The following is a 24,676-nucleotide window of genomic DNA, read 5'->3' as shown; positions in this document are numbered from 1 at the left end:
AATCAGTCTTCCACTTCATGAAAGACGATCCCTTCTTTTTCCAATAAAGACAATACCGGTGTATAGATCGATGAAATGATTGGAATATGTAAACCCCTTTCATGCAAAGATTTTTCTGCAAGTAAAACAGCTGCAATTCCCAAAGGCAATCCAACTGTTTTGGCCATGGCAGTACGCAGATGATCTTCCCCTTTTACTACCAAACTGCTTTTCACAGATTTGTGTTTGCCATTCAACTCATATTCGATTTCATGTAGCATTACGATCATGTCTTTATCATGCGGCTCTAATATCCAGGATGATTCCATTCTCCATTGAAGAATATCGGCAGCTGTACATATCCCTTTTTTGATCGGTAGTTCCGCATTCAAACCCAGACTCACTAACATTTGATGGATCTGTGAATCGGATGATAAACGATCAGCTGTTACGGGCAATTGATGACGTTGAATATGCAATTGGATAAAATCACACATGCGCATATTATCCGTATCATAGGTCTCGATTTCATCAGTAAGTTTCAGGTCAACGATAGCAGCCCAACCTTTGCAGAAATCCGGATAGCGAAGTGTGGTTCTGATAAAAGTTGAACAATCTTGTAAATCGTATTTCGGAATATAACTGAGCGAGTCTCTGTTGGCATAGTATGCTAATGTTCCCAGATCGGGGATGGATACTTTGCCGGATTCGCGGAATAAGTGTTCATAAGACAATGATTTTTCTTCCCCATTCTTTAGAAATATCGCCCCGGCTTTACCGGCGAGTACAACATTGCGGGGATTCCAACTGATTTTATAATGCCATGGATTGGTATCGCTTTCAGGAGCCACCAATCCACCACAATGTGATAAGAAAGAACGGATCTTTCCGCCTTTGGCTTTGATGGAATGAATGAGTTGCATCGCACTCATGTGATCGATGCCGGGATCCAATCCCATTTCACATAAAAACAACAATCCCTTTTCTGCTATTTCTTGTTGTAATGCTTTGATCTTATCGTCTACATAAGAAGCGGTGAGCAAGTGTTTTCCCAGGCTCAAACAATCCAATGCTACGTGATAATGAAGAGCAGGAGGCATCAAGGAGATCACTACATCAGCAGCGGCGATCAGTTTTCTTCTCTTTTCACTATCCGTGATATCCAGTTGAATGGCATGGGTATGAATTTCAGTACCCAGTTTTTGAATAACCGTTTCGAGATCAGCATCTGCCACCGTTAATTCCCATAGCCTGCGTCTGGTCTCACGTTTGAGATAATCGATCAAAACAGTAGCTGATTTACCGGCGCCAAAAACGAGGATATGGGTGGGTGGAAATAACATGCCGCAAGCTAAGGAGAAAAGAGGAATTGATCATTTGGTTAAAATCCTCAGAAAATTCAATATCCACCTGTAACTAAAGAAAAGCTCGTTCGTTCAACTCAAAAAACGCTACATGAAACATGTTATTACCTTATTCGTTTCCTTACTGATGTTAACGGGAACGATCCTTGCGCAAAAGACCATTCGTGATGCCAATGCACAATCGCGTAATGGACTCAAGAATTTCCATGCGGTGCAGGTATCCAGTGGTATTGATCTGTATCTCACACAATCTGCTGAAGAAGCGGTAGCGGTGAGTGCTTCTGCTGAAGAATACCGTGATAAGATCATTACGGAAGTAGTAGATGGGGTATTGAAGATATACTATGAAAAAAGTAATAACTGGAGTTGGGGAGGCAATAGTGGCAATAAGAAACTGAAAGCCTATGTTTCTGTAAAGCAGCTTGATAAACTAAGCGCATCCGGAGGCTCAGATGTATCTTTCGAAACGGTCATCAGAAGCAATAAATTGAGTATCTCCATTTCAGGAGGTTCAGATCTCAAAGGAGAAATAGCCTGTGATGATCTGAGTTTTACTGCTAGTGGTGGTAGTGATGCCGACCTAAGCGGTAAGGCATCTAAAGCCAGGATCAGTGCTTCAGGAGGAAGTGATGTGGATGGATTTGGTTTGATCACCGATGTATGTAATGTGATTTCCAGCGGAGGTAGTGATGTGAATATTACCGTGAATAAGGAAATGGATGCCAATGCTTCCGGAGGAAGTGATATTCATTATAAAGGAAATGCAACAGCCAGAACCTCTAAAAGTGGTAGTTCAGATATCCGTAAAGTGACCAATTAGGCCAGCCCGGAACAAAGGTTATAGAGCAGAAAACACCCTTCTTTTCCCATCGCTGTGAGTGATGGAAAAGAAGGGTGTTTTTTTATGCAGTTTTGTGGATAAAACAGCTTAAAAAACAGCTATTTCAGCCCCTTTTTCCCACCTAAAAAAACTATCTTCGCCATCCCGGATTTATAGGTCTAAAAATCTACCGGTAAGAACTCAAAAACACGTACGAGAAACGCGAACATGGAAGAAAATCTGCTACCCGAACAGACGAGCGATAACGACCGCATTATACAGGTCAATATTGAAGAACAAATGAAAACCGCCTACATCGATTATTCGATGTCGGTGATCGTTGGCCGTGCCTTACCGGATGCCAGAGATGGTTTCAAACCGGTGCATCGCAGGGTGCTTTATGCGATGAATGAATTGGGCAATAACAGCAATAAGCCTTATAAAAAATCTGCCCGTATCGTGGGTGAGGTCATGGGTAAATATCACCCGCATGGTGACTCATCCATCTATGATACATTGGTGCGTATGGCCCAGGACTGGACGATGCGTTATACGCTGGTAGACGGTCAGGGTAACTTTGGTAATCAGGATGGTGATCCACCTGCAGCCATGCGTTATACCGAAGCCCGATTACAGAAAGTGGCGGAAGCCATGCTGGATGATATTGAAAAAGAGACGGTAGATTTTCAATTGAACTTTGATGACTCTTTACAGGAGCCTACTGTACTGCCCTCACGTATTCCTCAGTTATTGGTAAATGGTTCATCAGGTATTGCCGTAGGTATGGCTACCAACATGATGCCCCATAACCTGAGCGAAGTGGTAGATGGTTGTGTGGCCTATATCGAGAACAAAGACATTACCGGTGAAGAGTTGATGCTGCATGTGAAAGCCCCTGATTTTCCAACCGGAGGTGTGATCTATGGCATGGAAGGTGTGAAACAGGCGATGCTGACCGGTAGAGGAAGGGTAGTTGTGCGTGGTAAATGTCATGTAGATACCAAACAAAGTGGCCGCGAACAGATCGTGATCACTGAAGTGCCGTATCAGGTAAATAGAGATCAACTGACCGATCGTATCGGACAATTGGTGAATGACAAGACCGTTGAAGGAATTGCACACGTAAACAATGAAAGTAACAAACGTGAAGGAACACGTATTGTACTGGATCTGAAACGTGATGCAGTAGCACAGGTCGTGATCAATCAACTGTACAAATACACAGAATTACAAACCAGCTACGGTATCAATAATGTAGCCTTATCGAAAGGCAAACCTAAGATCATGAATTTGCGCGACCTGATCGCTGAATTCATTGACTTCAGGATGGATGTCGTGATCAGAAGAGCAAAGTTCGATCTGCGTAAAGCAGAAGAACGTGCGCATATCTTAGAAGGATACCTCAAAGCACTGGATCATTTGGATGAAGTGATCAGTTTGATCCGTGCCAGCAGAACACCGGATGAAGCAAAAGAAAGTCTGATCAGTAAGAGTAAAGAAGCCAAATGGCTACTCAAACAAGAACTCTTCACTGATCTTTCCAATGAACTATACAAGCAGGAAGAAGGCTTATCAGAAGCACAGGCCAAAGCCATACTGGAATTGCGTTTACAGCGTTTGACAGGTATGGAAAGAGAAAAAATCATTGAAGAATTCAATGGTTTGATCAATACCATCAAAGACCTGAAAGCTTTATTGGCCAGTGAAGAACTGCGTTATGATCTGATCAAAAAAGAATTGATCGAGATCAAAGAACAATTCGGTGATGCACGTAAGAGTGAGATCCAATATCTCGCTGATGAAATGCGTATCGAAGACCTTATTGAAGAAGAAGATGTGGTGATCACCATCTCACACCTGGGTTATATCAAAAGAACCTCTGCTTCTGAATACCGCCAGCAAAAACGCGGTGGAAGAGGTGCCGTGGGTTCTAAGACAAGAGAAGAAGATTATGTAGAACACTTGTTCGTGGCTTCTACACATGATACCATGCTTTTCTTCACGGAAAAAGGACGTTGCTACTGGATGCGTGTATATGAAATTCCGGAAGGAGAAAAACAAAGCAAAGGAAGAGCCATTCAGAACCTGATCCAATTACCGGGTGATGATAAAGTAAAAGCCATCATTGATGTAAAAAATCTCGCCGATAAAGATTTCGTACAGCAACATTATATTGTACTTTGTACCAAGAAAGGGATCATCAAAAAGACCTCATTGGAAGATTTCAGTCGCCCAAGAGCCAATGGTGTGAATGCGATCACCATTGTAGAAGGAGATGAACTACTGGAAGCAAGAATGACCGATGGCAAATCAGAGATCATGCTGGCGGTTAAAAGTGGTAGAGCGATCCGCTTTGAGGAAGAAAAAGTAAGGGCAACAGGCAGAGGAGCGATCGGTGTGGCAGGAATTGAAGTAGATGATGAAAAAGATGAAGTGATTGGCATGATCTGTGTAAATAAGGAAGATACAACCCGAACCATCCTGGTGGTGAGTGAAAAAGGATTTGGAAAAAGAACACCGATCGATGAATATCGTATCACCAACAGAGGCGGAAAAGGGGTGAAAACGATCAATGTCACAGACAAAACAGGAAGTTTAGTTGGCATCCTCTATGTAACTGAAAAAGAAGATCTTATCATTACTTGTAGATCAGGTATTACGATTCGTACCAGCATCAGTGAGATCCGTGAAGCCGGAAGAGCGACACAGGGTGTAAAACTGATCAGGATCGATGAAGGAGATGAGATCGCTGCTATTTCACAGATCGAAGAAGATGATGAAGACGAGGCTAACACAGCGTCTACAGAGCCAACAGCAACCGATTCAACAGACGAAAACCCTGCAACAGAAAATAACGATTCAACCACTAACGAAAACCAAGATTAAAAACCTCCCGTTATGAAGAAGCTATTCATGCTTTCCATGTTCGCTGCAACCTTGCAGTTTGTTACCGCACAGGATTATAAAAAGGTACAAAATGCATTAATATTAGGCAGGGTGGAAGATGCAAAAACAGAGATCGATAAATTAGCTGCTGATCCAAAAGCACAAGCTAAAGCAGAGACATACATGTACAAAGGAAAGATCTATGCTGCGATCTTTAAAAGCCCTGAACTGAGCGCTAAGTATGCCAATGCCGGAACTGAAGCAGAAGCTGCTTTGAAAAAATACCAGGAAATGGATCCTACTTATGCCATCGCAAAAGAAAAAGATGGTATCGGTGCTTATTTTGATATGTATTCAGCATTCATCAACAAAGGAACCGGAAGCTTTAACGCCAAAGACTGGACCAATGCCGGTGAAAACTTTGCTACCGCTATTCGATACATCGATCAGATCATCGAAAACAAATGGATCAGCAATAACCTGAAGATGGATACCACTTCTATCCTCTACGCCGCTTATGCTTTCCAGAACGCAAAGAAAACAGCTACTGCTGCTGAATTTTATCAGCGCCTTGCAGATAACAAAGTGAATGACTCAACCTTCACAGATGTGTATCGCTTCTTATTGGATTATTATACCAATGGAAAAAAAGACGAAACTCAGTTCAAAAAGAACCTTGCACTGGCTAATGAAGTTCACCCTTCATTAAGCAAAGAGTGGGAGAGCTATGAAATGGATTTTATCGACACTTATGATCTGAAAGCAAAGACTGAAATGTATGACAAAGAAGATGCTGCTGGAACTTTGTCTGAAAACAAATACTTGCTATTCGGAGAGTCTTTCGCAAACGCTAAAAACAAAGACGATTTAGATAGTGCTACTGCCGCTAAATACACCGACAAATCGATCGAAGCCTTCAAAAAAGCATTTGCTAAAAACAGCAACAATGCCATCGCTGCGTTTAACGTAGGTGTAGTGAGCTACAATACATTTGCTACGCTTGATGATGTAATACGTGAAAACATTCGCTCGGTTCAAAGAATCAATGCGGAGAAGCCTGTTGAAAAAGATCCTAAGAAAAAAGCGGCTGTAGAAGCAAAAGCCAAAGCTGAAGCTGAACCTTTCCTGAAAGCCAATGCTGCATTAGAACCATCGATCGCGAAACAAGTAGACCAGGCGATCGAGTGGTTACAAAAAGCATATACCATTTTAAAAGATAAGAGCACCAGAACCAATAGCGAAAAAAGTGTGATCAACCGTTCTGTTGACTGGTTAGCTAACTTGTATGCTTACAAGCGTGATAAAGCCAGAGGTAAAGACAATGCTGCATTCGATGCTTTTGAAGCGAAATACAAAGAGTTTGATGCATTGCATAACAAATTCTAACACATAGTTCCACCAACAAATTTTGAAAAGCCCTGTTAAAGCCTTAACAGGGCTTTTTATTTGGCACCAGAACAATTACATTTAGTAGACTTTTCAAACGCATGCATATGAAATCAGCAATCATTACATCTTTATTGGGACTAACGCTCTTTCTTGGTTCCTGCCAAGGTTCATCCAATAAAAATCCTGAATTGCCACTTACCGGTGATCCCACATTGAAAACAACGGTCATTGTCAATAACAGAGAGATCATTTGGGGAATGGATTTCTTACCCAATGGTGACCTGCTTTTCACCGAGAAGAAAGGCACCATCGCTCGGTATACTTCCAATGGAAATATCCAGGAGATCAGCGGTGTGCCTGCCGGCATATTCACCAATGGACAAGGCGGTTTATTAGATATCAAAGTACATCCCAACTATGCCAATAACGGATGGATCTATATTTCTTATGCAGCCAGCGAGAATGGTCTGAATGGCGCACTCTTAAAACTCACACGTTTTAAACTCAATGGTAATCAGATCATCAATGCCGAGACCATCTTTCAAACCAAAACTGTCAATACCTGGTATGGCCATTATGGAAGTCGTATCGTATTTGACAAAGCCGGCTTTTTGTACTTGAGCATAGGAGAGGGCGGCTCTACCAGTTATGGAGGCGTAGGCAGCGGAAACATGAATGCGCAGGATACCAAAAGCGATTGGGGGAAAGTACATCGCATGACAGATGATGGAAAAGTACCTTCAGATAATCCCATTCTTCCGGGTAATACAACAGCCACTACCGTTTACTCTTATGGACATCGCAATCCACAAGGCATGACCTATGATGCGATCAATAACCGCATCTGGGAAAATGAACATGGTCCGATGGGCGGTGATGAGATCAACCTCGTAGAAAAAGGGAAAAACTATGGATGGCCACTCGTGAGTTATGGAAAAAACTATGATGGTGTTGCAGTATCATCCAATCCTTCTGCCAGCGGAATTACTGAGCCATTGAAATATTGGGTTCCATCGATCGCACCCAGTGGTATGGCGGTGATCACGAGTGATCAATTCAAATCCTGGAAAGGCAATCTATTGACGGGCTCTCTCAAATTCAATTATGTTAGCAGGGCTGTGTTAGAAGGCAACAAGATCACCAAAGATGAAAAGATCTTAGAAGGCATCGGTCGTGTCCGCAATGTAAAACAAGGACCCGATGGAAATATTTATGTATCGGTAGAAGGACCGGGTAGAATTATTCGGGTTACAGGGGAATAAGTTTGATTTTTTGATCTGTGATTTTTTGATTTTTATGCAATAAATCAAATCAAGAATTCACAGATCAAAAATTCAAAGATCATACATCGGAACTTACTTCTTCTTATAACGCAGCTTCACCTCCGCCACACCTTTTGTGCGCATGTCAATTTTCTTTGCTGCTTTTTCACTGAGGTCGATAATTCTTCCTTTTACAAATGGACCACGGTCATTGATGCGAACTTTTACACTTTGTCCGTTGGAGAGATTCGTCACTTTTACGATGGTACCAAAGGGCAGGGTTTTATGTGCAGCAGTTAGTTTGTTTTTATTGAAGGTTTCGCCATTGGCTGTTTTTTTACCATTGAATCCATCACCTGCTCCATAAAAAGAAGCTTGTCCGCTCTCCGTGATCTTTCGGCTACAACCCACCAACAACAAAAGACCCGATGCCATGACCCATAAGCCACTCAAGATCTTTCGCTCAATCCCTAAACGGTAAAAATTTTTCATCTTGAATTTCTTTAAGAACGGGCGGATGATGGTTGAGCGTATGTCCGTTCAAAACTATTTCATACTTCTGCAGGTATTGTTGCATCATATGTGTAGCCGTGAACTGATCCATCACGCGCTCATGGCAACGTTTTCGATCATACTGATCGATATGCTGTAAAGCTTCTGCCAATTCGTTTTTACTGGCCGATAAATAGCCGACATCCTTTGTAACGATCTCAGTAAGAGACCCATAGGGGGTGCCAAAAACAGGACATCCAAAATACAAACTCTCCGTGATCGCTAACCCAAATGGCTCATGCCAGCGTACAGGAAACAACATCGCAGCAGAATGACGAAGAATATGATTCTTCTCATCGCCACCCTTCATGCCATGAAAATGAACATGTGTATCAAAAGTGAGACGAATGCCTTGGTTGAAATTGAATCGATGTCCACCAATGACATGCAAGGGCCATTTCGCTTTGCGTGATACATCAATTGCACCCTGTACATTCTTCACACGCCAGGCCGCATCACCTAGAAAATGAATATAAGAACGTACTGTATCCAACGCAGGATCTCCATAATCATCCGGATCAATGCCATTGCAGACAAAGGACTCACTACAGAAACGTTCTGCATGATTGCGGGATACAAATACTGTATTCACAGGCAATGGAATCTGCTCATTCATATTGCCATGCATGGTCATCAAATGGGGAAGGAGTGGTGTTTCATTGACACCATGATTCAAGTGTATGATATCGATCCCTTTGTCTTTGGGCACTTGCTGATTGAAAGGCTGTGAAGGATCAAAAGGATAAACATCTGCAAATGGACAACTCGATCCGGGTGCAACCAGATAGGAGACCTGATGTCCGGCTTTGACCAAGGCTTTCCCCAGCCACCAGATCACACGTTCAGTGCCACCATATTTCAAAGCGGGAATTGCAGTGTTGTTGACGATGAGAACATGCATAGGATGTAAAAATAAGGAAGGGATCGCAGATGGCTGATGTCGGATTTTGGATAGAGAAGGAAATGAAAGCTGAAAAGAAAACAAAGTTTATTGCTGGTTAAAATACAACACCAAAAAAGTCATCAACAAAAATACAAGTGAAAGGATAGGGAATACAAGAGTTTTGAAAGATCGTTTGATGATACGATACATGATTACAAAGGGAAGTATAATACCCAATGCAAGTATTGGCAAAGCAAGCAGCTCATATATCGCACCGATTACCACATAAGAATAGACATTTATAGACTGACTAACCATCCAAAAAAGAAAGACGAAAACGGAGAGCAGTAGAATAATAAGATCTGTATGCCAAACTATTTTCTTCATGATGGAGCTGTTGTGTTAAAGATATCAATTGTGAAGTGGTTTTCAGATTTACTTCTATACGAGTGAAGGAAAACAAATGGCTAGCGAGGGAAACGAGCAACTATTCGCACCGTTATATTATAATTTTTTAGTAGGTTAGGGGTAACCGAAACCTGATCAATATGAAAGAAAATTTTATTCCTAAAGAATTAGTAGCTCATTTTTCTGCAAGCTCTGCTAGAGGACAAATTATAAATGTTTTTGCATCCTTAGAAACTCATTTAGATATTTTTCTAGGTCAACACTTTTGCACTCACGAAGACAAAAAAGATCAAATGTTAAACCTAGTGTTAAGCAGGATAACATTTGATAATAAAAGAGCAATATTTAAATTTCTTATTGATAATTATTATACTAAATGGTTAGCAAAATACCCTGATTTTAATGCGGCAATTAAAGATATATCCGATGAAAGAAACATATTTGCTCATTACACAATGGATACAACTCTAGAAGGGATTGACTACATGGTAAATAGTAGAAATGTTGTTTTTATAAAATTTAAAAACCAAAGAGAAAGAATTGAGTACAGTGAACAACGCATTAATGAATTAATAGGGAAAATAAGCAAATGGGCGGAAGCTATTGCAGAACTCATAAAGTTTGACGATAATAGCAACGCAGTCACATCTACACAATAAACAAAGTGCACTAAGTTTAAAGGATCAACGATGTGATAGCTATTTTTCAACTTTTATACTCGCACTAAGAAAAAAAAACAGAAGCAGAGCCGTTTTCTTTTTTACTCGTATTTCGCTGTGTGCGATTTAACATAAAAGTTAGTTATAAGTGTTTTTCAATGCCTTGGGGTCGGTTATTGCGATTTTATCATTTCTTTTTCCCAAACTGTATTTCTGGGAAAATCGCAATAACCGACCCCCAATCGTGCGTTCCTGCGCACACACTACTGACCATTGAAAAACAATTATAACTCAATATTATGTTACTTCGGTTGGCGCTGTGTAGGGGCTTTTGTATTTTTTAGCGTAGCGATACAAAAGACCCGATGCGGGAGAAATACCTTTTTTTCTTTTTTTCTGTGCCGCGGAGCATTCTTTTACTGAGCCAACAGGCGAAGAATTTATTTTGTATATTACTAATTGAAATATTAATAATATGACTGAGTCTATACCTGCTTCTATAGAAATGGCATTGCGAGGTGAAACAATGAGGCTTTCAACTTATATAGAAAGTGCATTGTTCCAAATAATAATAAGCGGCAATGTTGCAAATGGTAGAGAGAACGCTATCAATTTTTTAAGACTAACATTTGGCGAAAAATTAAAACAAGCAAAGGAGTTGATAATTCAACAAGCACCAAATATTTACAATGAAAAAAAATTGCTTTTTCAATACTTAAATGATATTTGTAAATTCAGAAATGTAATGGCTCATTGCCCATTTATTTGGAAGGATGGAGATACTTCTTTTTTTGGATTTTGGGATGTTGTAGTACCTGAAAATAAATCAGATTTTCAATACATAGACTCATTTAAGTACCAATTACAAGATGCAGTTGCTAATATAAAATCTATGGGAACTTTAGCGGTGCAAACAATTGAATTGGCTGCTTTATTTCAATCTCACGTTGGTGTTGATATAAAGTTTTTTGATCAGTTACAAACTGAGATAAATAAGAGACAACAAAATGGTTAGTTTCATTTATATTATTAATAAGTGATGAAACTCCGTCAGGAGACTCAGACGAATCTAAGCCCCCAATAGGTGTGCTGTTTATATGTTTCTCTTCGGTTATCATTTTTGATAACCTTTATATTAAACTACCTTATCTCTTTGATACTCGCACTAATCAGAAGCGTGGGAGAAAAAAAGAAAAAAAGGTATTTCGCTGTGTGCGATTTAACATAATATTAATTATAGGTTTTTAAAATGACAAGTTGGCACTGGTACAGTGTTTAATAAATCATTCAAACCTATAATATGAATCAAAAGACAAGATTAAAGCGGGAATGTGTTACCCGTTTGAAAGTCGCACAGACTTACAGTCGTTATCCTTTCAAAGGAAGTTTACTATTTACAATTGTTCGGATAATACCTGAAACTTCTGAAATGGTAGTTTATTGTCACTCTACTGGAGTTAATGTTATTCATCATCCACCTTTTAAATGTTATCGCAGAGATGTCTCAAAAGAAAACATACAATGTAATCACGAAATATTCAGGCGGAGGCGTTGCCAAACACCGAAATATTCAGAACGTACGAAATTTTATAGAATACATGAGTCGTGAATATTTGGCACATACCATGTTTTTCTACGATCATTCTAATCGTCAATATGTCGGTTACTGGCGCAAGAATTTACCATACCAAATTCATTATAAATGATCTACGTTATACAACGTCCAGACAACACACAGTATACTACACAAAGCAAATTCAATTTGCTTTTGCACTGTCTCGGATATAGACTTATTGCAATTATTCACCTTAAAATAAAACCCTTATGTACTACGCATTAATTGCATTACCGATACCCACATTAATGGGTGTTATTCCTGTTGGTTCTTCTTACGAGATTCGGAAGTTACCATTTCGTAGTCATTTGACTGGCCGTTTAATCACCGAAGGTACTTGGATAATATTCAGGGGCTTTCCTGTTCAGTTGCAAAATCATGAATTTATGTTAATGGCTACAATATGAATCATGCCCGTTCATGAAGTTTACCACCTTCCTGAACGGGCTTAAAAAACCTCATGAAAAACCACCCTTGCTGGGGTTTGGGGCTACGCCCCAATTTTCGCTTTCATAACTCACTCTAAACTTTTTACCACAATGGAGTTTACTTACCAACCTATTTTAGTGGCATATGCATTGCCACCGTATACGGTCGAAGATCTTCGGATTGTTCCCATAGATCAGTTCGATGTATCTCTCAAACCGTACATAATCGCTTTTTGTTACCCAAAATCCCTGTATCGTGAAAGCTAAGGACATACAACTCCCCTTAGCTAACAGGGGAGTAAATTTGCCAACTAAGCCCAAAGCAGACCGTTTACAGCCTCACCAGTCCGTTACTTATGCAATGGGCTTCGATTGGATTGAATTTACCTGCATCAGCGATCTTAACGGCTTACCGAACCATCCCTTTTTGTTCTCACACGAACATACTGGACACGGTACAAAGTATTTCAATGACCTCTACCGTGTCGAAACTATTGTCCATGGAGAAACTTTCCCATTTGCTGAAATCGAGGTGAAGCCTCGACCTTCTTTTCTTGACCCTTGTTTAGTTAAGGTAAAGATTGCAAACCGCTTCTGTTACAGTCCAGACATATTGGAATCCATCAACAAATTTTTGAGCGAATACAGGTTGACTTTTAAAAATTATGTACGGTTGGATATGTTCGTTGATGTACAACAGTTGAATGACTACGGAGACGACATTCAGAGTTTTATGCAGCATTGTGCTTCGAGAAAATTAGTGATGAAAGGTAAGAGTATGAAGGTGCATCACAAGCGCAATGAAGTACAAACGATCACATGGGGTTCACGTTCCTCCGGTACGAGCATCACGATGTATAATAAAACGGCTGAAATGCTTAAAAAGTCATGGAAGCCATGGATTGAATCTTTGTGGAAAGAATCAGGTTTTAATCCTGAACTGGACACATATCGTTTGGAATATTCAGTGAAAAAACCGAAAACCGACATTGTTTCTGAATGGGGTGAAACGATTGGATTGTTTTCAGATGTAACATTCATTTCAAAGTTCAACGATCTCCTACTCTATTATCACAATACGCATTTTCAGTTAGCGATCAACAAAGAAGGTGAAAGGTTTTCAAGGCTTCAAAGGTTTCATCCATTCATATTTAACGCAACTATTTACAGACCGAAAACAACTTGTATCAGACCACAGTCAAATAATTACACCAAAGCATATATAAAACGCCTTGCCATTGATGCAATGTTTTACCAGAAAGAAGGCAATCGAATACATTCAACGTATCTCTACGATCATTTAATGGAATTGGTTCATCGCTACTCATTGCAAAAATGGTTTAACGATAAATTCTACTGGCTCAATCTCAAAAATTCAAGTCTTACTGTATTCGATGTGTATGTACAACAACACATGAAAAGTACTCCGTTAACTCAATCACAAATCATACTCAACTAACATGAAAAATTTAATAAGAAGAAAGCGATTCAAGATGTATTTAAACGTAAGGATATACATTGAGAAAAATGTATTCAAAGTGTATCAATTCGGTTTCAATTCAATAGTTAAAGCACGATTATTCATTGAAAAATTACATTCAAATGGAATCATTACAAACCCTTAAGATCAATCCGATATTAAAGCCCCGACATTTACAATTTTATTTCGGAGTATCCCAACCAACTGCATCACGTTATATGAAAATACTGCGTGAAAGCATTGGAAAAAAACTGCTAACCTTCATGGATTTCTTTCGTGAATATGAAGCATTTCCCGAACCAAGATTTAAGCCTATTTGGATTCAATTAGAGCGTCCTAAACGTTATAAATAATTCAAAGTATTCTTTTTATTCAAATCATTCACGCACTACGAAACCTCGTTCTTTTTTTGTTCTCGTAAACGGAAGGGAGCGCGCCCCGACTATAACAGAAACAGAAAAAATGAACAAATAAAAAATGAAACTTAACGACGCCCCTATTACGGGTTCAGCATCAATCAAAATTCAAAGTAAGTTTGCAAAGTTCTTGTTTGTTATTGCTTGCGGAGAGGCAGGTAATGCAATGAACGCTACACAGGCATTGGCTGCTGTAAAAGCAACCAATTTTGAATTGGAGAAAGTTAGTCCTGATGGTAGTATTTCTCCATTGAGAAAATTATCTCTGTCTGATTATTTGGAGATTGGTTCTCTCCTTTCTACTGGTCCAGTTACTGTAGAAACTGCGGGAAACACAACCACAGTCACAGGCGATATCATCTGTGCATTGGATGGTGATATCGAACCAAACCCACAGGATATTTATACTTTGAAGATTACTGATTTACCTGCTTATTGTAAAGCGGACGTGTATTTGATTACACAGAAACGACGTGCTTCAATCCACTTCAAGTATGATCTTGCAAAGATTTACAGTGATGTACCGTCATTGGTAGAATTGTCATCTGCTCACTTATTAGGTATTCCAAAAACTGACCTCGTTAAAGTGGAATTGGAAGCCGATGGACAAGACCGTTTAGAGTTGTTACCTGCTGAATTAAAGAGTTTACTTGTAGATATGAACGCACAGGCGTTTAATATCAATGGTGCTGTTACTCCAGTCGGTTTGAATCTCTACACATTCCCTGTCCCTTCTGCCAATCGTGCATACCTGACAGCGACTCAGGATAAGACACTCATTGTTGTAAATGCAGTAAGAGTTTAACCTATGTCATTCTTTGAAGATTTATTCGGCAAATCCTTACCAGAAGGTACACCTGCGGGTAACCTTCTGCGTAAGGTGTCGTATGAATTAACAGGTGGATTATTAGGTAATGGAGCAGCAAAGATCACACAGGTTGAATACGATTTAACGAATCTTTCCGATAGCGATTATATCGCTAAGTATGGCGAGACTAAGACTGGCATAAAGCAAAACGTTATGCCTAATCCAAACATTACAGCTGTTGATCAACAAATAAGGACACGAAAACATGCTACATCTCCTATCTGGCAAACAGTATGGATTTTCTGTAAGCGATTTTGGTTTTTGGTTGTACCTGCTCTCCTGTTAATCATTATGTGGGTTATTCGATTGATTTCAGATAACCGATCAAGAAAACCAAGTTATAAACGTAAAAAGTAAAACAGTGGCAAAAAACTACAACAGAAGCCGCCAATACAATAATAACAATTCACGCAATGATCGTGATTATGTTAAGAAAAGCGGCTGTACAAAAGGCTTTGCACAGGGCGAACAGAACCGACCTTATGTAAGAGGTTGGCGTGCTTCAAAACGTGATGGTATTACTACCTATATGTGTTCACCGTATAAGTCTAAGACGAGTGAAACCAAACAACATAAATCAAATTCAGGTCGTATTTGGGAAAACTGGGCATGTAAGGTTCAACCACAAAATGGACAATCGTTTTTCGTGAGTTGTTTGTATGAACCTGCAAGCGGAAAAGTCATCATCCCTGAACTAAGTATGGTGTTGAATCCGAAAGGTGGACGAGGTGGTTATTGTGGTCGTAACTATTACAAAGATTAAAAATGTCAATTATTCAATGGCTTTCCGATAAGATTGGTGGTGGAATCATAAGATTAACCCGTCCAGATAATGAAACAACCGCAGGCGGCTGTCCTCCAAAAATCTATGGAATGTACTACGCAAAAAAACAAAGGAGATCAAAATGAAATTTCTAGATAAGATCGGCGGCGTTTTTAGTCGCTTACACAAATTCGGTGTTTTTCTCGGAGCGTTAACTGCGGGATTTAAAGCAGCAGACGAATACTGGCAGCAACATCAACCCACAATGAAAGTCATTGAATCAAAAAAAGAGGATAACTAAAATGACAGACACGTTATCACAAATCGTCAACACACCTGTTGGTGCAGCCGCCTCTGGCGTTGCCGCTGTACCAGTGATTGATCTGCCGAATACTGGACATGCACTTATAGACACCGTCTTAAAAGTTCTTGTTGTTGTTATTGGTCTTATACCATCAATTAAGCAACTATTCGGAAGGAAAAAACGCAAACAAAATTCAGAACCTGTAAAGTAAGAACCATGAAAAAATGGATGTATTGGGTTATCGGTGGAATCGCTGTTATTGGTACAGTGTGGTATTTCTTCGGTAACAAAATTAAGACTTCAATATCCGGTATGTTTTCAAAATAACATATCCTATGAAAAACCGTAAAAGTAAAACCACCCTCTTTAGTGTAGTGGTGGTTTTATTTCTTTTTTTAACGATCATCTGGCAAAAGATATTTCCAAAGCGTGATAACGCTGACGATACATCAATGACTGATGATTTCAAAAACACAATCACAATTATAAATCCTTTTATGAGTGCAAAAAAAACAGCTGAAGCCATCATCAAAAAATTTGAAGGTCTGCGCTTACGTGCATACTTAGACACTGCGGGAATACCCACAATCGGATATGGAACTATCGTTTATTCAGATGGAACACGTGTTAAAATTACAGACGTTATTACAAAGGAAAAGGCAGAACAAGAATTTCAACACCACTTCTCTAAGTTTTACACTGAGGTAGAACAAAAACTGAAAGTGTCTGTGAAAGATCACCAGAAAGCTGCATTAGTATCTCTTGCATACAACGTTGGTATTAGCGCACTCACCCGCTCTACCTTATGGAGAAAGTTACATGAGCAACGTCCAGAAAAAGAAATCGCAGATGAATTTAGAAAATGGGTTTATGCTGGCGGGGTTGTTGTTCAGGGTCTTGTAAACCGTAGGGAAAGTGAAAGGAATTTATATCTAAGCTAAGAATATGGGCTATTCAAAAAAAAATAAAATTGACTGGTCAGATCCAAAAGTGATTTCCATTGCAGTGGCAATTGGTATTCTCTTGCTTACGTTTGGTAAATCTATTATCAACCGTTTGTCATCAGGATTAAGTTTCCTTAATGCAAAGAAAGATCAGGACAAACTAGTTAACGAAACGCTTAACAACCCAGTGGGTGTTAGGTACACTTACGTTCAGGGGATTGTAGATGCCATTCATTCAGAGATCAACAATGGTATGTTTTCGGACACCGATGAGAAGATGATCGTTTCTGAAATGAACAAATTAAATACTCCTGAAGAAGTCATTTTCGCATCGAATTATTTCAAGAATAAACATGGCAAATCGTTAAAAACTGTTCTTAAATCTGAATTGAATAGTTCATGGCGTGACGGTTCGGGATTTCTTGGAAAGATTGTAAACCCCAATGCAGCAGGTGGCTCTTATAGCAACCTTTCTGACGTTGTACAAAAGAATCTGTTATGATTACAGGAGCAGAACTACAAGCCGCAAAATCCGTTATAGGAACTATTAGTGGTGTTATTTCAAAACTTACTGCTGTATTTGATAATTCTACAAGCCGATGGAAAAGTCGTTTACCTGAATTAAAAAAGTTGACACCTGATCAGCGTATTGCATTTTATATTAATGAAATGCAGCAGAATAAAGATTTCCATGCATCTGTGGTTCAATACGCAGAGTTATTCGGTAAGTCTCCGAATGGTAAAGGCATTGATGATAGAGGAAAGGTATCATATCAACTCCTTAAGGCGTTTAATGATCTTGCAGATTTGAATTATTTCAAAGGCGCTGAATATCGTGACCAAGGTTTTCGTTATTGGAAAAAAGACATATTGAATGATTTGTCAATTGCACCCGATAAGCCTAGCCTAGACATTTCCGCAATGCAACGATCACTTGGAATGTCTTCACAGAATGTTCTTTCTCTGATGGCAAAGGATAACCCAACTTATCAACTCCAACCAGAGATAAAAAAAGCATCTATTGGAAATAACATTATCATTTCTATTTTAATATTATTATCTCTCGTTGGTCTTTTCTTTGGATTTAATAAAAAAAATAAACGTTCATACAGATGAGTGTAATTAACCGATCACATAGACGACAAAAGAAATCAGACTGGAATGCAGAGGGTACAGTCCAAGAGATTTTAAATAAACCAATACCGTTAAAAGGCGATAAGGGCGATCAAGGTATACAGGGAATACAAGGTGTTAAAGGTGATAAAGGAGATCAGGGTATACAGGGAATACAAGGTGTTAAAGGTGATAAAGGAGATCAGGGTATACAGGGAATACAAGGTATTAAAGGTGATAAAGGAGATCAGGGTATACAGGGAATACAAGGTGTTAAAGGTGATAAAGGTGATCAGGGTATACAGGGAATACAAGGTGTTAAAGGAGATAAAGGTGATAAAGGTGATCCTGGCTCCTCTTCTGCAATATCAGACGAATTAATGATCGGTTTTCCTGCATCTTATAAAGCTTCCTTATTTAAATTTCATATGGAAAGCTTTCTTGAATTAATGTTTTTTCAAGGTGAAGGATTTTACCCTGCATTTGAATTCCATGAAAATGGTGATTTCACTTCTTTTGGCAATATTTCAGCAGCAAACTTTGGCTCTGGTTCATATTCTCCTACACTCTCTTATACAAATGGTTCTGCCACTCCTTACGCAGATTTTCATTGGACAAGAGTAGGTGATATAGTTCGTGTAACTGGACATTTGCTTGCAAATGCTGTATCTGGTACATCGCATTATTGTAAGATATCCTTACCCATTGAATCTGAATTTACTTTACCAGAAGATGTTTCTGGTTGTTCTGTAACTGCGTTAAGGCAAGCTTGTCCGATTATCGCTCATGTAATAGATAATGTTGCCTACTTGCAGATTGATACAACAAGCACCGGTAATTATCGATTTATTGTTGACTTTACTTATAAAATTAAAACACAACTTATATGAGTCCAGTACGATTAGATTTTATCGCTAAATGGACTGCAAAAATTATAGTTGCAGTCCAAAAATCAGGCTCTTTTGTTTATGAGATTACTGATAAATTCATACCAATTTCAGAAGTACGTAAACCTTATAATGTTAATCCAGAGTGGAATGATGACGATGCACGTAAGGCATTGTTGTCTTCTGATGCTGTTGACCTTGTTAGTTCCTTCACAGGGACAAATACTGATTTAACTGCATTAGTCGTTGACCCTAAAAAGATCACGCATAGTTTTTTCTCTGGTGATGGAAATTCATTATTGCAGGAAGGTGATGCAATGCTAATTCTAGTTCCACAGATGTAAAAAAGAAATCCCTCACTTACCACGGTGAGGGATTTTATAATAGGGTTACTCACCCACTCTAAACTACCGATTACCACATCGGCTTAAGGTTGTCAACATTTGTTGAAAAACAATATTTGAGAACCTTAATGCGTTATATAAATTAGCTGATCTAAATTACTTACCACATGCCACATACTTTAACCTTCTACCCTATTCGGGTACATTATCCTTGTTCAAATCTTCGTAGATCAAACATAAAGAAACTACCTGAATTTTTGTCGGGTGCTTTTTTTCTATTTATCCACTCTTGTGGATGGGGGAGAAGTTGACTTTTCTAATCTACTCAATGTCAACTTTTTATAAGTTTTAAATACTATTAATTATAGGAAATATAATTAGGTTTAAATAGAGAGACGAATAGCCGTATAATTATTTGATAGACTGATACTTATGTTGTAATCCATCTATAGTATCCTGGTCTTCGTTAGCAGATCTTGCCATTTGAAGGGCTTTTTGGAGACTTTCTCTGGCAGCTGTTTTTTGTCGCTGTAACAATTGAACATCTGCAAGTACTTCATATAATATATATACATCCGTTTGATCCAAACTCACCAACCGGTCCATCCAATTCCTGGCTCTTTGAATCATCTTTTGATTCGTCGGGTATCGTTTACAGATATCCTTTACCCAGTTCATCACTTCATAGATACTCAGTACATGATACCATTGGCTCACCAACCGATCTGCGGTACTGATCTGTTTTTCCCAATTGGTTTTCCCGTTTTGGATGGCAAAGAAACTGTCCAGCATCCCATAATAGATCGTCAATGCTTTTGCTTGCGGATGTTTGTTGGCGATCGAACGAACATATACTCCCGCCATTTTATACTCCTCAGACGACATATTTCCTGACCAATATCGGTTCAGGGTGTGATAAATGACCTGGTCTACATACTGCTTCCCATATTTTTGAACATAGGTCTTTTCATTCGTTAATACATATTGAAATGCCGGTGACAAAGGATTGCGCACATAATTATCCAGCAAATTCCACCAGGCTGCTTCCGTTTTCAATGAGTCGGGTGTTCGATTAAAAATGACTGTTAACACACTATCTGTATGGCAATTATAATTCTGTGTACAAGATGGCGGATACTTACTCTTTTTACAATAACGGGCTACTTCTCGTAAACTCGCAGTGCCAGATAAAAGCTTTTGATGCAATAAAGAAACAGATAATCCCATTTTACTCTCCTGCATGAATACCATCAATTCTTCCTTATCCATAAAGCCACTGGATTCATCAAGAATATTTCCGGCACTATCTACCATGAGCAAGGTTGGAAAACGATTGATCTCAAACTGTTTTTGAATGGCTCTTGCAAAAGGTTTTTCATCCACACAATCCACTTTCACCGGAATACTTACTTCCTCCACCAGCTTGATGACTTCCGGCTGATTGAATACGGTTCTCTCCATGATCTTACATGGTGCACAATAAGGATGTGTGAAATAAAACAACACATTCCGTTGTTGCATACGCGCCGCTTCCATGATGGTCTGATAATCAGATTCTCTAAACGCAATCGTTTCGGGTTTGTTTTGCGCAGCGATCACAGTGAAGCCATGCAGTAAAATACATACTAACCAGTACCTTTTTTTTCTCATGTTATGATATGGATTTACTGTTATCATCATCAAGCAACCCCAAGTACCGTTGCGGTGGCTGCATATGGAACGGGATCGATATCGTTCAGGTAAACGGGCACCCCCATTTGAATACCCATACCTGCCATTAAACTGATATCATCACGCTCCAACAGATCCGGATACGACAATTTAACAATAAAACTTTGTGCCGGCATCTTTTGTGTGCTCAACATCCAATTGCTGAATACATTGTTCACCATTACTTTTTTTCTACCATAGCTGGTATCATAACCGTTACCCTGATCATGTAAGTCGCCAAGCATACCCAAGGATAAAACAAACCTGAAATAAGCATGTTTCCACGGCAACTGCAAATTAAATCCCGGTATCAACTCCCCCATCTGTACATGCAACTCACCTTGCGCTCTGTTGATTTCAACAACAGGCCGCTGTCGAACAACAGATTCAAAAACAAAACGCTTATTCAACACCAAAGATGTTAAGGATGCTTTGTAAGCAGAAAATACGATCGACCGCTTCCCTGCCGCATTTATCTTGTCTTGCTGCTGAAGTACTTTACAAAATTTATTCATCGCGGGCGACACATTATAATCCGCCAATAAAATCAGTGATCCCAGTGCATCCCGCAATATTTTTCCACCATACGCACAAGCGGTGAACTCCGCATTGTTTCTGCGCATTGCTTCATACTGAGGCGCTGTCTTAAAAGTATCCTTGCCGGGAAAATATCTTTTTTTGCGAACAATGACCTTATCACTGTTACGCGTTCTGTAAGCAGTTAAATCATCGATCGTACCAATGTATTGTATCGGTCCTGTTAGTATGGCCATTGTCTTTATTTTATGCATTGAAAGTACCGATATTTTATAGGCATAACAAGTATGCATTTTTGCAGTATTGTTTCAGTACTTAATAGATATAAGATACAACTGAGTAAACACTGGGGTTTCACTGAGATAACACTGAGACAACCTTTAATAACTACGCCTACAAAGCGTAAATCAATACACAAATGGCATTGAGCAAATGATTATTGTTTTATAGCCGCATTTAGATTTCATTGAGTACGCGATATCCGAAAAGACCATTTAAACACCAAAGCGATCGGTCTATCGTCTGTAATCACCACTCGTCCCTACACACATATTTATGCGGTTGAGTACATGGGTTTTGTAGAACAGTTTTACACCGTAAATCGCAAAACTCAACCACCATATGAAAAGGTATTTTACATTCCTGATGCTCTTGATCACCACCACTGCCAACCTAGCATTTGCGCAACAAACAGGCAGTATCACGGGTACTTTAACAGGTAACGGTCGCACAATCGAAAGTGCTTCTGTAACCTTACTCAAACAAAAAGATTCCAGTCTCGCCAAAGCAGCGGTATCGGATAAGAACGGGGTTTTTACTTTTGAGAACATCCCTTTTGGCAACTACCTCATCAGTGTAAGCAGTGTTGGGTATGAGCGTTTTTACTCCACGCCGATCAGTGTATCTGCAAATAATAGTACAGTCAATATGGGTGCCGTTTCATTAAAGGCACAAGACAATTCATTGGGTGAAGTTACTGTCACCAGCAAAAAACCTTTTCTCGAAATGAAGGCGGATAAAATGGTGGTGAATGTAGACGCTTCACCTTCTAATGCCGGTAATACTGCGTTGGAAGTATTGGAGAAATCTCCGGGTGTATCAGTAGACAGAGACGGTAATATCAGTCTGAAAGGAAAGCAAGGTGTGATCGTTTTATTGGATGGTCGTCCCACTTACATGAGCAGCGAAGATCTGGCCAATATGTTGCGTGGCATGAATGCCAATCAGTTGGATCAGATCGAGATCATGACCAATCCGCCTGCACGCTTTGATGCATCGGGTAATTCCGGTGTGATCAATATTCGCACGAAGAAGATCAAAACCAAAGGCTTCAACGGTAATATCAATACCAGTTATGCACAAGGTGTTTATCCCAAAGCCAGTGTAGGCGCGAATCTGAATTATCGTATCAACAAATTGAATGTATTTGGCAACTATAACTACAGTTACAGAGAAGCATACCAGCAGTTCAGCATTTTAAGAAATTTCATTCATCCGACAACAAAATTACTGACCGGAACTTTCGATCAGCGCGCATATATGCCTGATAGTCGTAATTCACATTCAGGTAAAATCGGAATGGATTATACTTTTTCCAAAAGAACATCTGCTGCTTTGACGGTGAATGGCTTTGACACCAAAATGGAATACAACAACAACAGCGTTAGTAAGCTTACAGATGCACAGGGCAATTTACAGTCTACCATTTATGGCGGTACAAACATGAAACCCCATGTAACCAATTACAGCAGCAACCTGAACGTGCGTCACCAGTTCGATTCTGCAGGCAGAGAATTGAGTTTTGATGCTGACTATATTCAATACAAAGACAAACACCGCCAGCGTTTCATCAATAGTGTGTATGATGCCAATAACAATCTGACAGGTAAAGCAGATAGTTTGGTGGGATATCTTCCATCAGGATTTGATGTATATGCGGCCAAGTTGGATTATGCACAACCATTGAAAAACAAAGGAAAATTTGAAGCAGGTGCAAAAGTGAGTTTTGTGAACAGTGATAACAATATTCGTTTCGATAGCATCATCAATGGCAATCGTGTACAGGATCTTACGCGTTCCAACTATTTCATTTATAAAGAGAATGTTTATGCAGCTTATGTGAATCTGAATACGCCACTGAGTACAAAATTATCGATGCAGGCCGGACTTCGTTATGAGTACACGGATGCAAAGGGCGATCAGGTGACCAGTAATATTCAGTTCAAGAATAATTACGGACAGCTCTTCCCTACCCTATATCTGAGTTATAACCTGAATGAGAAACATATGTTGGCTGCGAATTTTGGTCGCAGGATCATGCGTCCGCAGTATCGCAACCTGAATCCGTTTGTATTCATTGTAGACAGGTATACGTATCAAAAAGGAAATCCAAGTTTACAGCCACAGTTCAGTAATAATATTGAGTTAACACACACATATGCCGGTGTATTGACCACTACTTTGAACTATTCTCATACCAGTGGTGTGATCTCAGAAGTGATCGAGCAGAATGAAGCCACGAAAGAAACATTTTTAATCAGAAAGAACATTGCTACGCGCAAACAATATGGCATTGCAATCAATTTCTATAAGCCCGTTACAAAATGGCTGACTGTGAGTGTGAATGCGAACTTATTCAATAACCAGTTCAAAGGTATTGTGAATGATTCGCTGATCGATATCAGTGTGAACTCAGGTAATTTCAGTGGCGCATTGCAAAGCAAATTGGGTAAAGGATGGGATGCAGAGATCAATGGATTTTACAATACCAAGGGTGTAGATGGGGTGATGATCTATAAAGGAATGGGCATGTTTACGGTTGCTGTATCCAAAGCAGTCATGAATAACAAAGGCCGAATCAGTCTGAACTATCGTGATCCATTTAAACTAATGCGTTTCAGTGGCACTACAAAATATGCAACAGTTGATGCGACCGTTAATAACAGATGGGAAAACAGTATCCTGAACATCAGCTTTAATTATCGTTTTGGTAAAAGCTTCAAAACCAATAAACGCAACTCCGGAAGTGCTACGGAAGAGCAGAGTAGAATTGGGGGGTAAAATAA

At 39.4% G+C, this 24,676-nt stretch carries 24 protein-coding genes; 19 read left to right on the top strand and 5 right to left on the bottom strand.

Features of this window, described 5'->3' with window-relative positions; genetic code table 11:
• Positions 1-2: 2 nt before the first annotated feature.
• The gene (locus ABXG83_RS02635) at positions 3-1,322 is read right to left on the bottom strand and encodes a saccharopine dehydrogenase C-terminal domain-containing protein (RefSeq protein WP_353549941.1); all 1,320 of its coding nucleotides are present in this window, start codon (positions 1,320-1,322) and stop codon (positions 3-5) included.
• A 112-nt stretch (positions 1,323-1,434) separates the two neighbouring features.
• On the opposite strand from ABXG83_RS02635, the gene ABXG83_RS02630 reads away from it, so the two are divergent.
• From ABXG83_RS02630 to ABXG83_RS02615, 4 genes are all read left to right on the top strand, one after another.
• Entirely contained in the window at positions 1,435-2,163 is a 729-nt protein-coding gene (locus ABXG83_RS02630; protein WP_353549940.1) for a head GIN domain-containing protein, read from the top strand.
• Between the two features lie 228 nt (positions 2,164-2,391).
• Positions 2,392-5,049 carry a DNA gyrase subunit A gene (gyrA, locus tag ABXG83_RS02625; protein WP_353549939.1) on the top strand — a complete coding sequence of 886 codons (2,658 nt, stop codon included), beginning with the start codon at positions 2,392-2,394 and terminating at the stop codon, positions 5,047-5,049.
• A 12-nt stretch (positions 5,050-5,061) separates the two neighbouring features.
• Positions 5,062-6,435: a hypothetical protein gene (locus ABXG83_RS02620; protein WP_353549938.1), complete on the top strand. Its 1,374-nt coding sequence runs from the start codon at positions 5,062-5,064 to the stop codon at positions 6,433-6,435.
• Between the two features lie 107 nt (positions 6,436-6,542).
• Positions 6,543-7,700 (top strand): PQQ-dependent sugar dehydrogenase, encoded by a 1,158-nt coding sequence (locus tag ABXG83_RS02615; protein WP_353549937.1) that lies wholly within the window; start codon positions 6,543-6,545, stop codon positions 7,698-7,700.
• Between the two features lie 93 nt (positions 7,701-7,793).
• On the opposite strand, the gene ABXG83_RS02610 is transcribed toward ABXG83_RS02615, so the two are convergent.
• Both ABXG83_RS02610 and ABXG83_RS02605 read right to left on the bottom strand, forming a co-directional pair.
• On the bottom strand, positions 7,794-8,192 hold the full coding sequence (locus tag ABXG83_RS02610) for a septal ring lytic transglycosylase RlpA family protein (protein ID WP_353549936.1): 399 nt from the start codon (positions 8,190-8,192) through the stop codon (positions 7,794-7,796).
• Positions 8,164-9,153 carry a glycosyltransferase gene (locus ABXG83_RS02605; protein WP_353549935.1) on the bottom strand — a complete coding sequence of 330 codons (990 nt, stop codon included), beginning with the start codon at positions 9,151-9,153 and terminating at the stop codon, positions 8,164-8,166. Before ABXG83_RS02605 ends, ABXG83_RS02610 begins: the two co-directional genes overlap by 29 nt.
• A gap of 530 nt (positions 9,154-9,683) precedes the next feature.
• On the opposite strand from ABXG83_RS02605, the gene ABXG83_RS02600 reads away from it, so the two are divergent.
• From ABXG83_RS02600 to ABXG83_RS02535, 14 genes are all read left to right on the top strand, one after another.
• Entirely contained in the window at positions 9,684-10,202 is a 519-nt protein-coding gene (locus ABXG83_RS02600; RefSeq protein WP_353549934.1) for a hypothetical protein, read from the top strand.
• A gap of 475 nt (positions 10,203-10,677) precedes the next feature.
• Positions 10,678-11,217: a hypothetical protein gene (locus ABXG83_RS02595; RefSeq protein ID WP_353549933.1), complete on the top strand. Its 540-nt coding sequence runs from the start codon at positions 10,678-10,680 to the stop codon at positions 11,215-11,217.
• Positions 11,218-12,501: 1,284 nt separating this feature from the next.
• The gene (locus ABXG83_RS02590; RefSeq protein ID WP_353549932.1) at positions 12,502-13,704 is read left to right on the top strand and encodes a hypothetical protein; all 1,203 of its coding nucleotides are present in this window, start codon (positions 12,502-12,504) and stop codon (positions 13,702-13,704) included.
• Positions 13,705-13,847: 143 nt separating this feature from the next.
• On the top strand, positions 13,848-14,078 hold the full coding sequence (locus tag ABXG83_RS02585) for a LysR family transcriptional regulator (RefSeq protein WP_353549931.1): 231 nt from the start codon (positions 13,848-13,850) through the stop codon (positions 14,076-14,078).
• 124 nt (positions 14,079-14,202) lie between these two features.
• Positions 14,203-14,946, top strand: coding sequence for a hypothetical protein (locus ABXG83_RS02580; RefSeq protein ID WP_353549930.1), 744 nt, complete (start codon positions 14,203-14,205; stop codon positions 14,944-14,946).
• A gap of 3 nt (positions 14,947-14,949) precedes the next feature.
• Complete coding sequence (locus ABXG83_RS02575; protein WP_353549929.1) at positions 14,950-15,366, top strand: hypothetical protein; 417 nt, start codon at positions 14,950-14,952, stop codon at positions 15,364-15,366.
• Between the two features lie 4 nt (positions 15,367-15,370).
• A complete protein-coding gene (locus tag ABXG83_RS02570; protein WP_353549928.1) occupies positions 15,371-15,772 on the top strand; it encodes a hypothetical protein in 402 nt (133 codons plus the stop codon).
• A 142-nt stretch (positions 15,773-15,914) separates the two neighbouring features.
• Positions 15,915-16,073: a hypothetical protein gene (locus ABXG83_RS02565; protein WP_353549927.1), complete on the top strand. Its 159-nt coding sequence runs from the start codon at positions 15,915-15,917 to the stop codon at positions 16,071-16,073.
• A gap of 1 nt (position 16,074) precedes the next feature.
• The gene (locus ABXG83_RS02560) at positions 16,075-16,287 is read left to right on the top strand and encodes a hypothetical protein (protein ID WP_353549926.1); all 213 of its coding nucleotides are present in this window, start codon (positions 16,075-16,077) and stop codon (positions 16,285-16,287) included.
• 124 nt (positions 16,288-16,411) lie between these two features.
• Positions 16,412-17,017: a lysozyme gene (locus ABXG83_RS02555; RefSeq protein ID WP_353549925.1), complete on the top strand. Its 606-nt coding sequence runs from the start codon at positions 16,412-16,414 to the stop codon at positions 17,015-17,017.
• Positions 17,018-17,021: 4 nt separating this feature from the next.
• Positions 17,022-17,522, top strand: a complete 501-nt coding sequence (locus ABXG83_RS02550; protein WP_353549924.1) for a hypothetical protein — start codon at positions 17,022-17,024, stop codon at positions 17,520-17,522.
• Positions 17,519-18,136 carry a hypothetical protein gene (locus ABXG83_RS02545; RefSeq protein WP_353549923.1) on the top strand — a complete coding sequence of 206 codons (618 nt, stop codon included), beginning with the start codon at positions 17,519-17,521 and terminating at the stop codon, positions 18,134-18,136. Before ABXG83_RS02550 ends, ABXG83_RS02545 begins: the two co-directional genes overlap by 4 nt.
• Positions 18,133-19,023, top strand: coding sequence for a collagen-like protein (locus ABXG83_RS02540; RefSeq protein ID WP_353549922.1), 891 nt, complete (start codon positions 18,133-18,135; stop codon positions 19,021-19,023). Before ABXG83_RS02545 ends, ABXG83_RS02540 begins: the two co-directional genes overlap by 4 nt.
• Positions 19,020-19,364 (top strand): hypothetical protein, encoded by a 345-nt coding sequence (locus tag ABXG83_RS02535; protein ID WP_353549921.1) that lies wholly within the window; start codon positions 19,020-19,022, stop codon positions 19,362-19,364. Before ABXG83_RS02540 ends, ABXG83_RS02535 begins: the two co-directional genes overlap by 4 nt.
• 411 nt (positions 19,365-19,775) lie before the next feature.
• On the opposite strand, the gene ABXG83_RS02530 is transcribed toward ABXG83_RS02535, so the two are convergent.
• Together ABXG83_RS02530 and ABXG83_RS02525 are read right to left on the bottom strand one after the other, a co-directional pair.
• On the bottom strand, positions 19,776-21,014 hold the full coding sequence (locus tag ABXG83_RS02530) for a thioredoxin fold domain-containing protein (RefSeq protein WP_353549920.1): 1,239 nt from the start codon (positions 21,012-21,014) through the stop codon (positions 19,776-19,778).
• A gap of 29 nt (positions 21,015-21,043) precedes the next feature.
• Positions 21,044-21,847, bottom strand: coding sequence for a hypothetical protein (locus tag ABXG83_RS02525; RefSeq protein WP_353549919.1), 804 nt, complete (start codon positions 21,845-21,847; stop codon positions 21,044-21,046).
• 385 nt (positions 21,848-22,232) lie between these two features.
• On the opposite strand from ABXG83_RS02525, the gene ABXG83_RS02520 reads away from it, so the two are divergent.
• Positions 22,233-24,671: a TonB-dependent receptor gene (locus ABXG83_RS02520; protein ID WP_353549918.1), complete on the top strand. Its 2,439-nt coding sequence runs from the start codon at positions 22,233-22,235 to the stop codon at positions 24,669-24,671.
• The last annotated feature ends 5 nt before the right edge of the window (positions 24,672-24,676 follow it).

The organism is Sediminibacterium sp. KACHI17, assembly GCF_040362915.1.
Lineage (GTDB): Bacteria > Bacteroidota > Bacteroidia > Chitinophagales > Chitinophagaceae > Sediminibacterium.
Note: the sequence above shows the minus strand (reverse complement) of the source record. Positions and strands in the feature narration are given on the sequence as shown.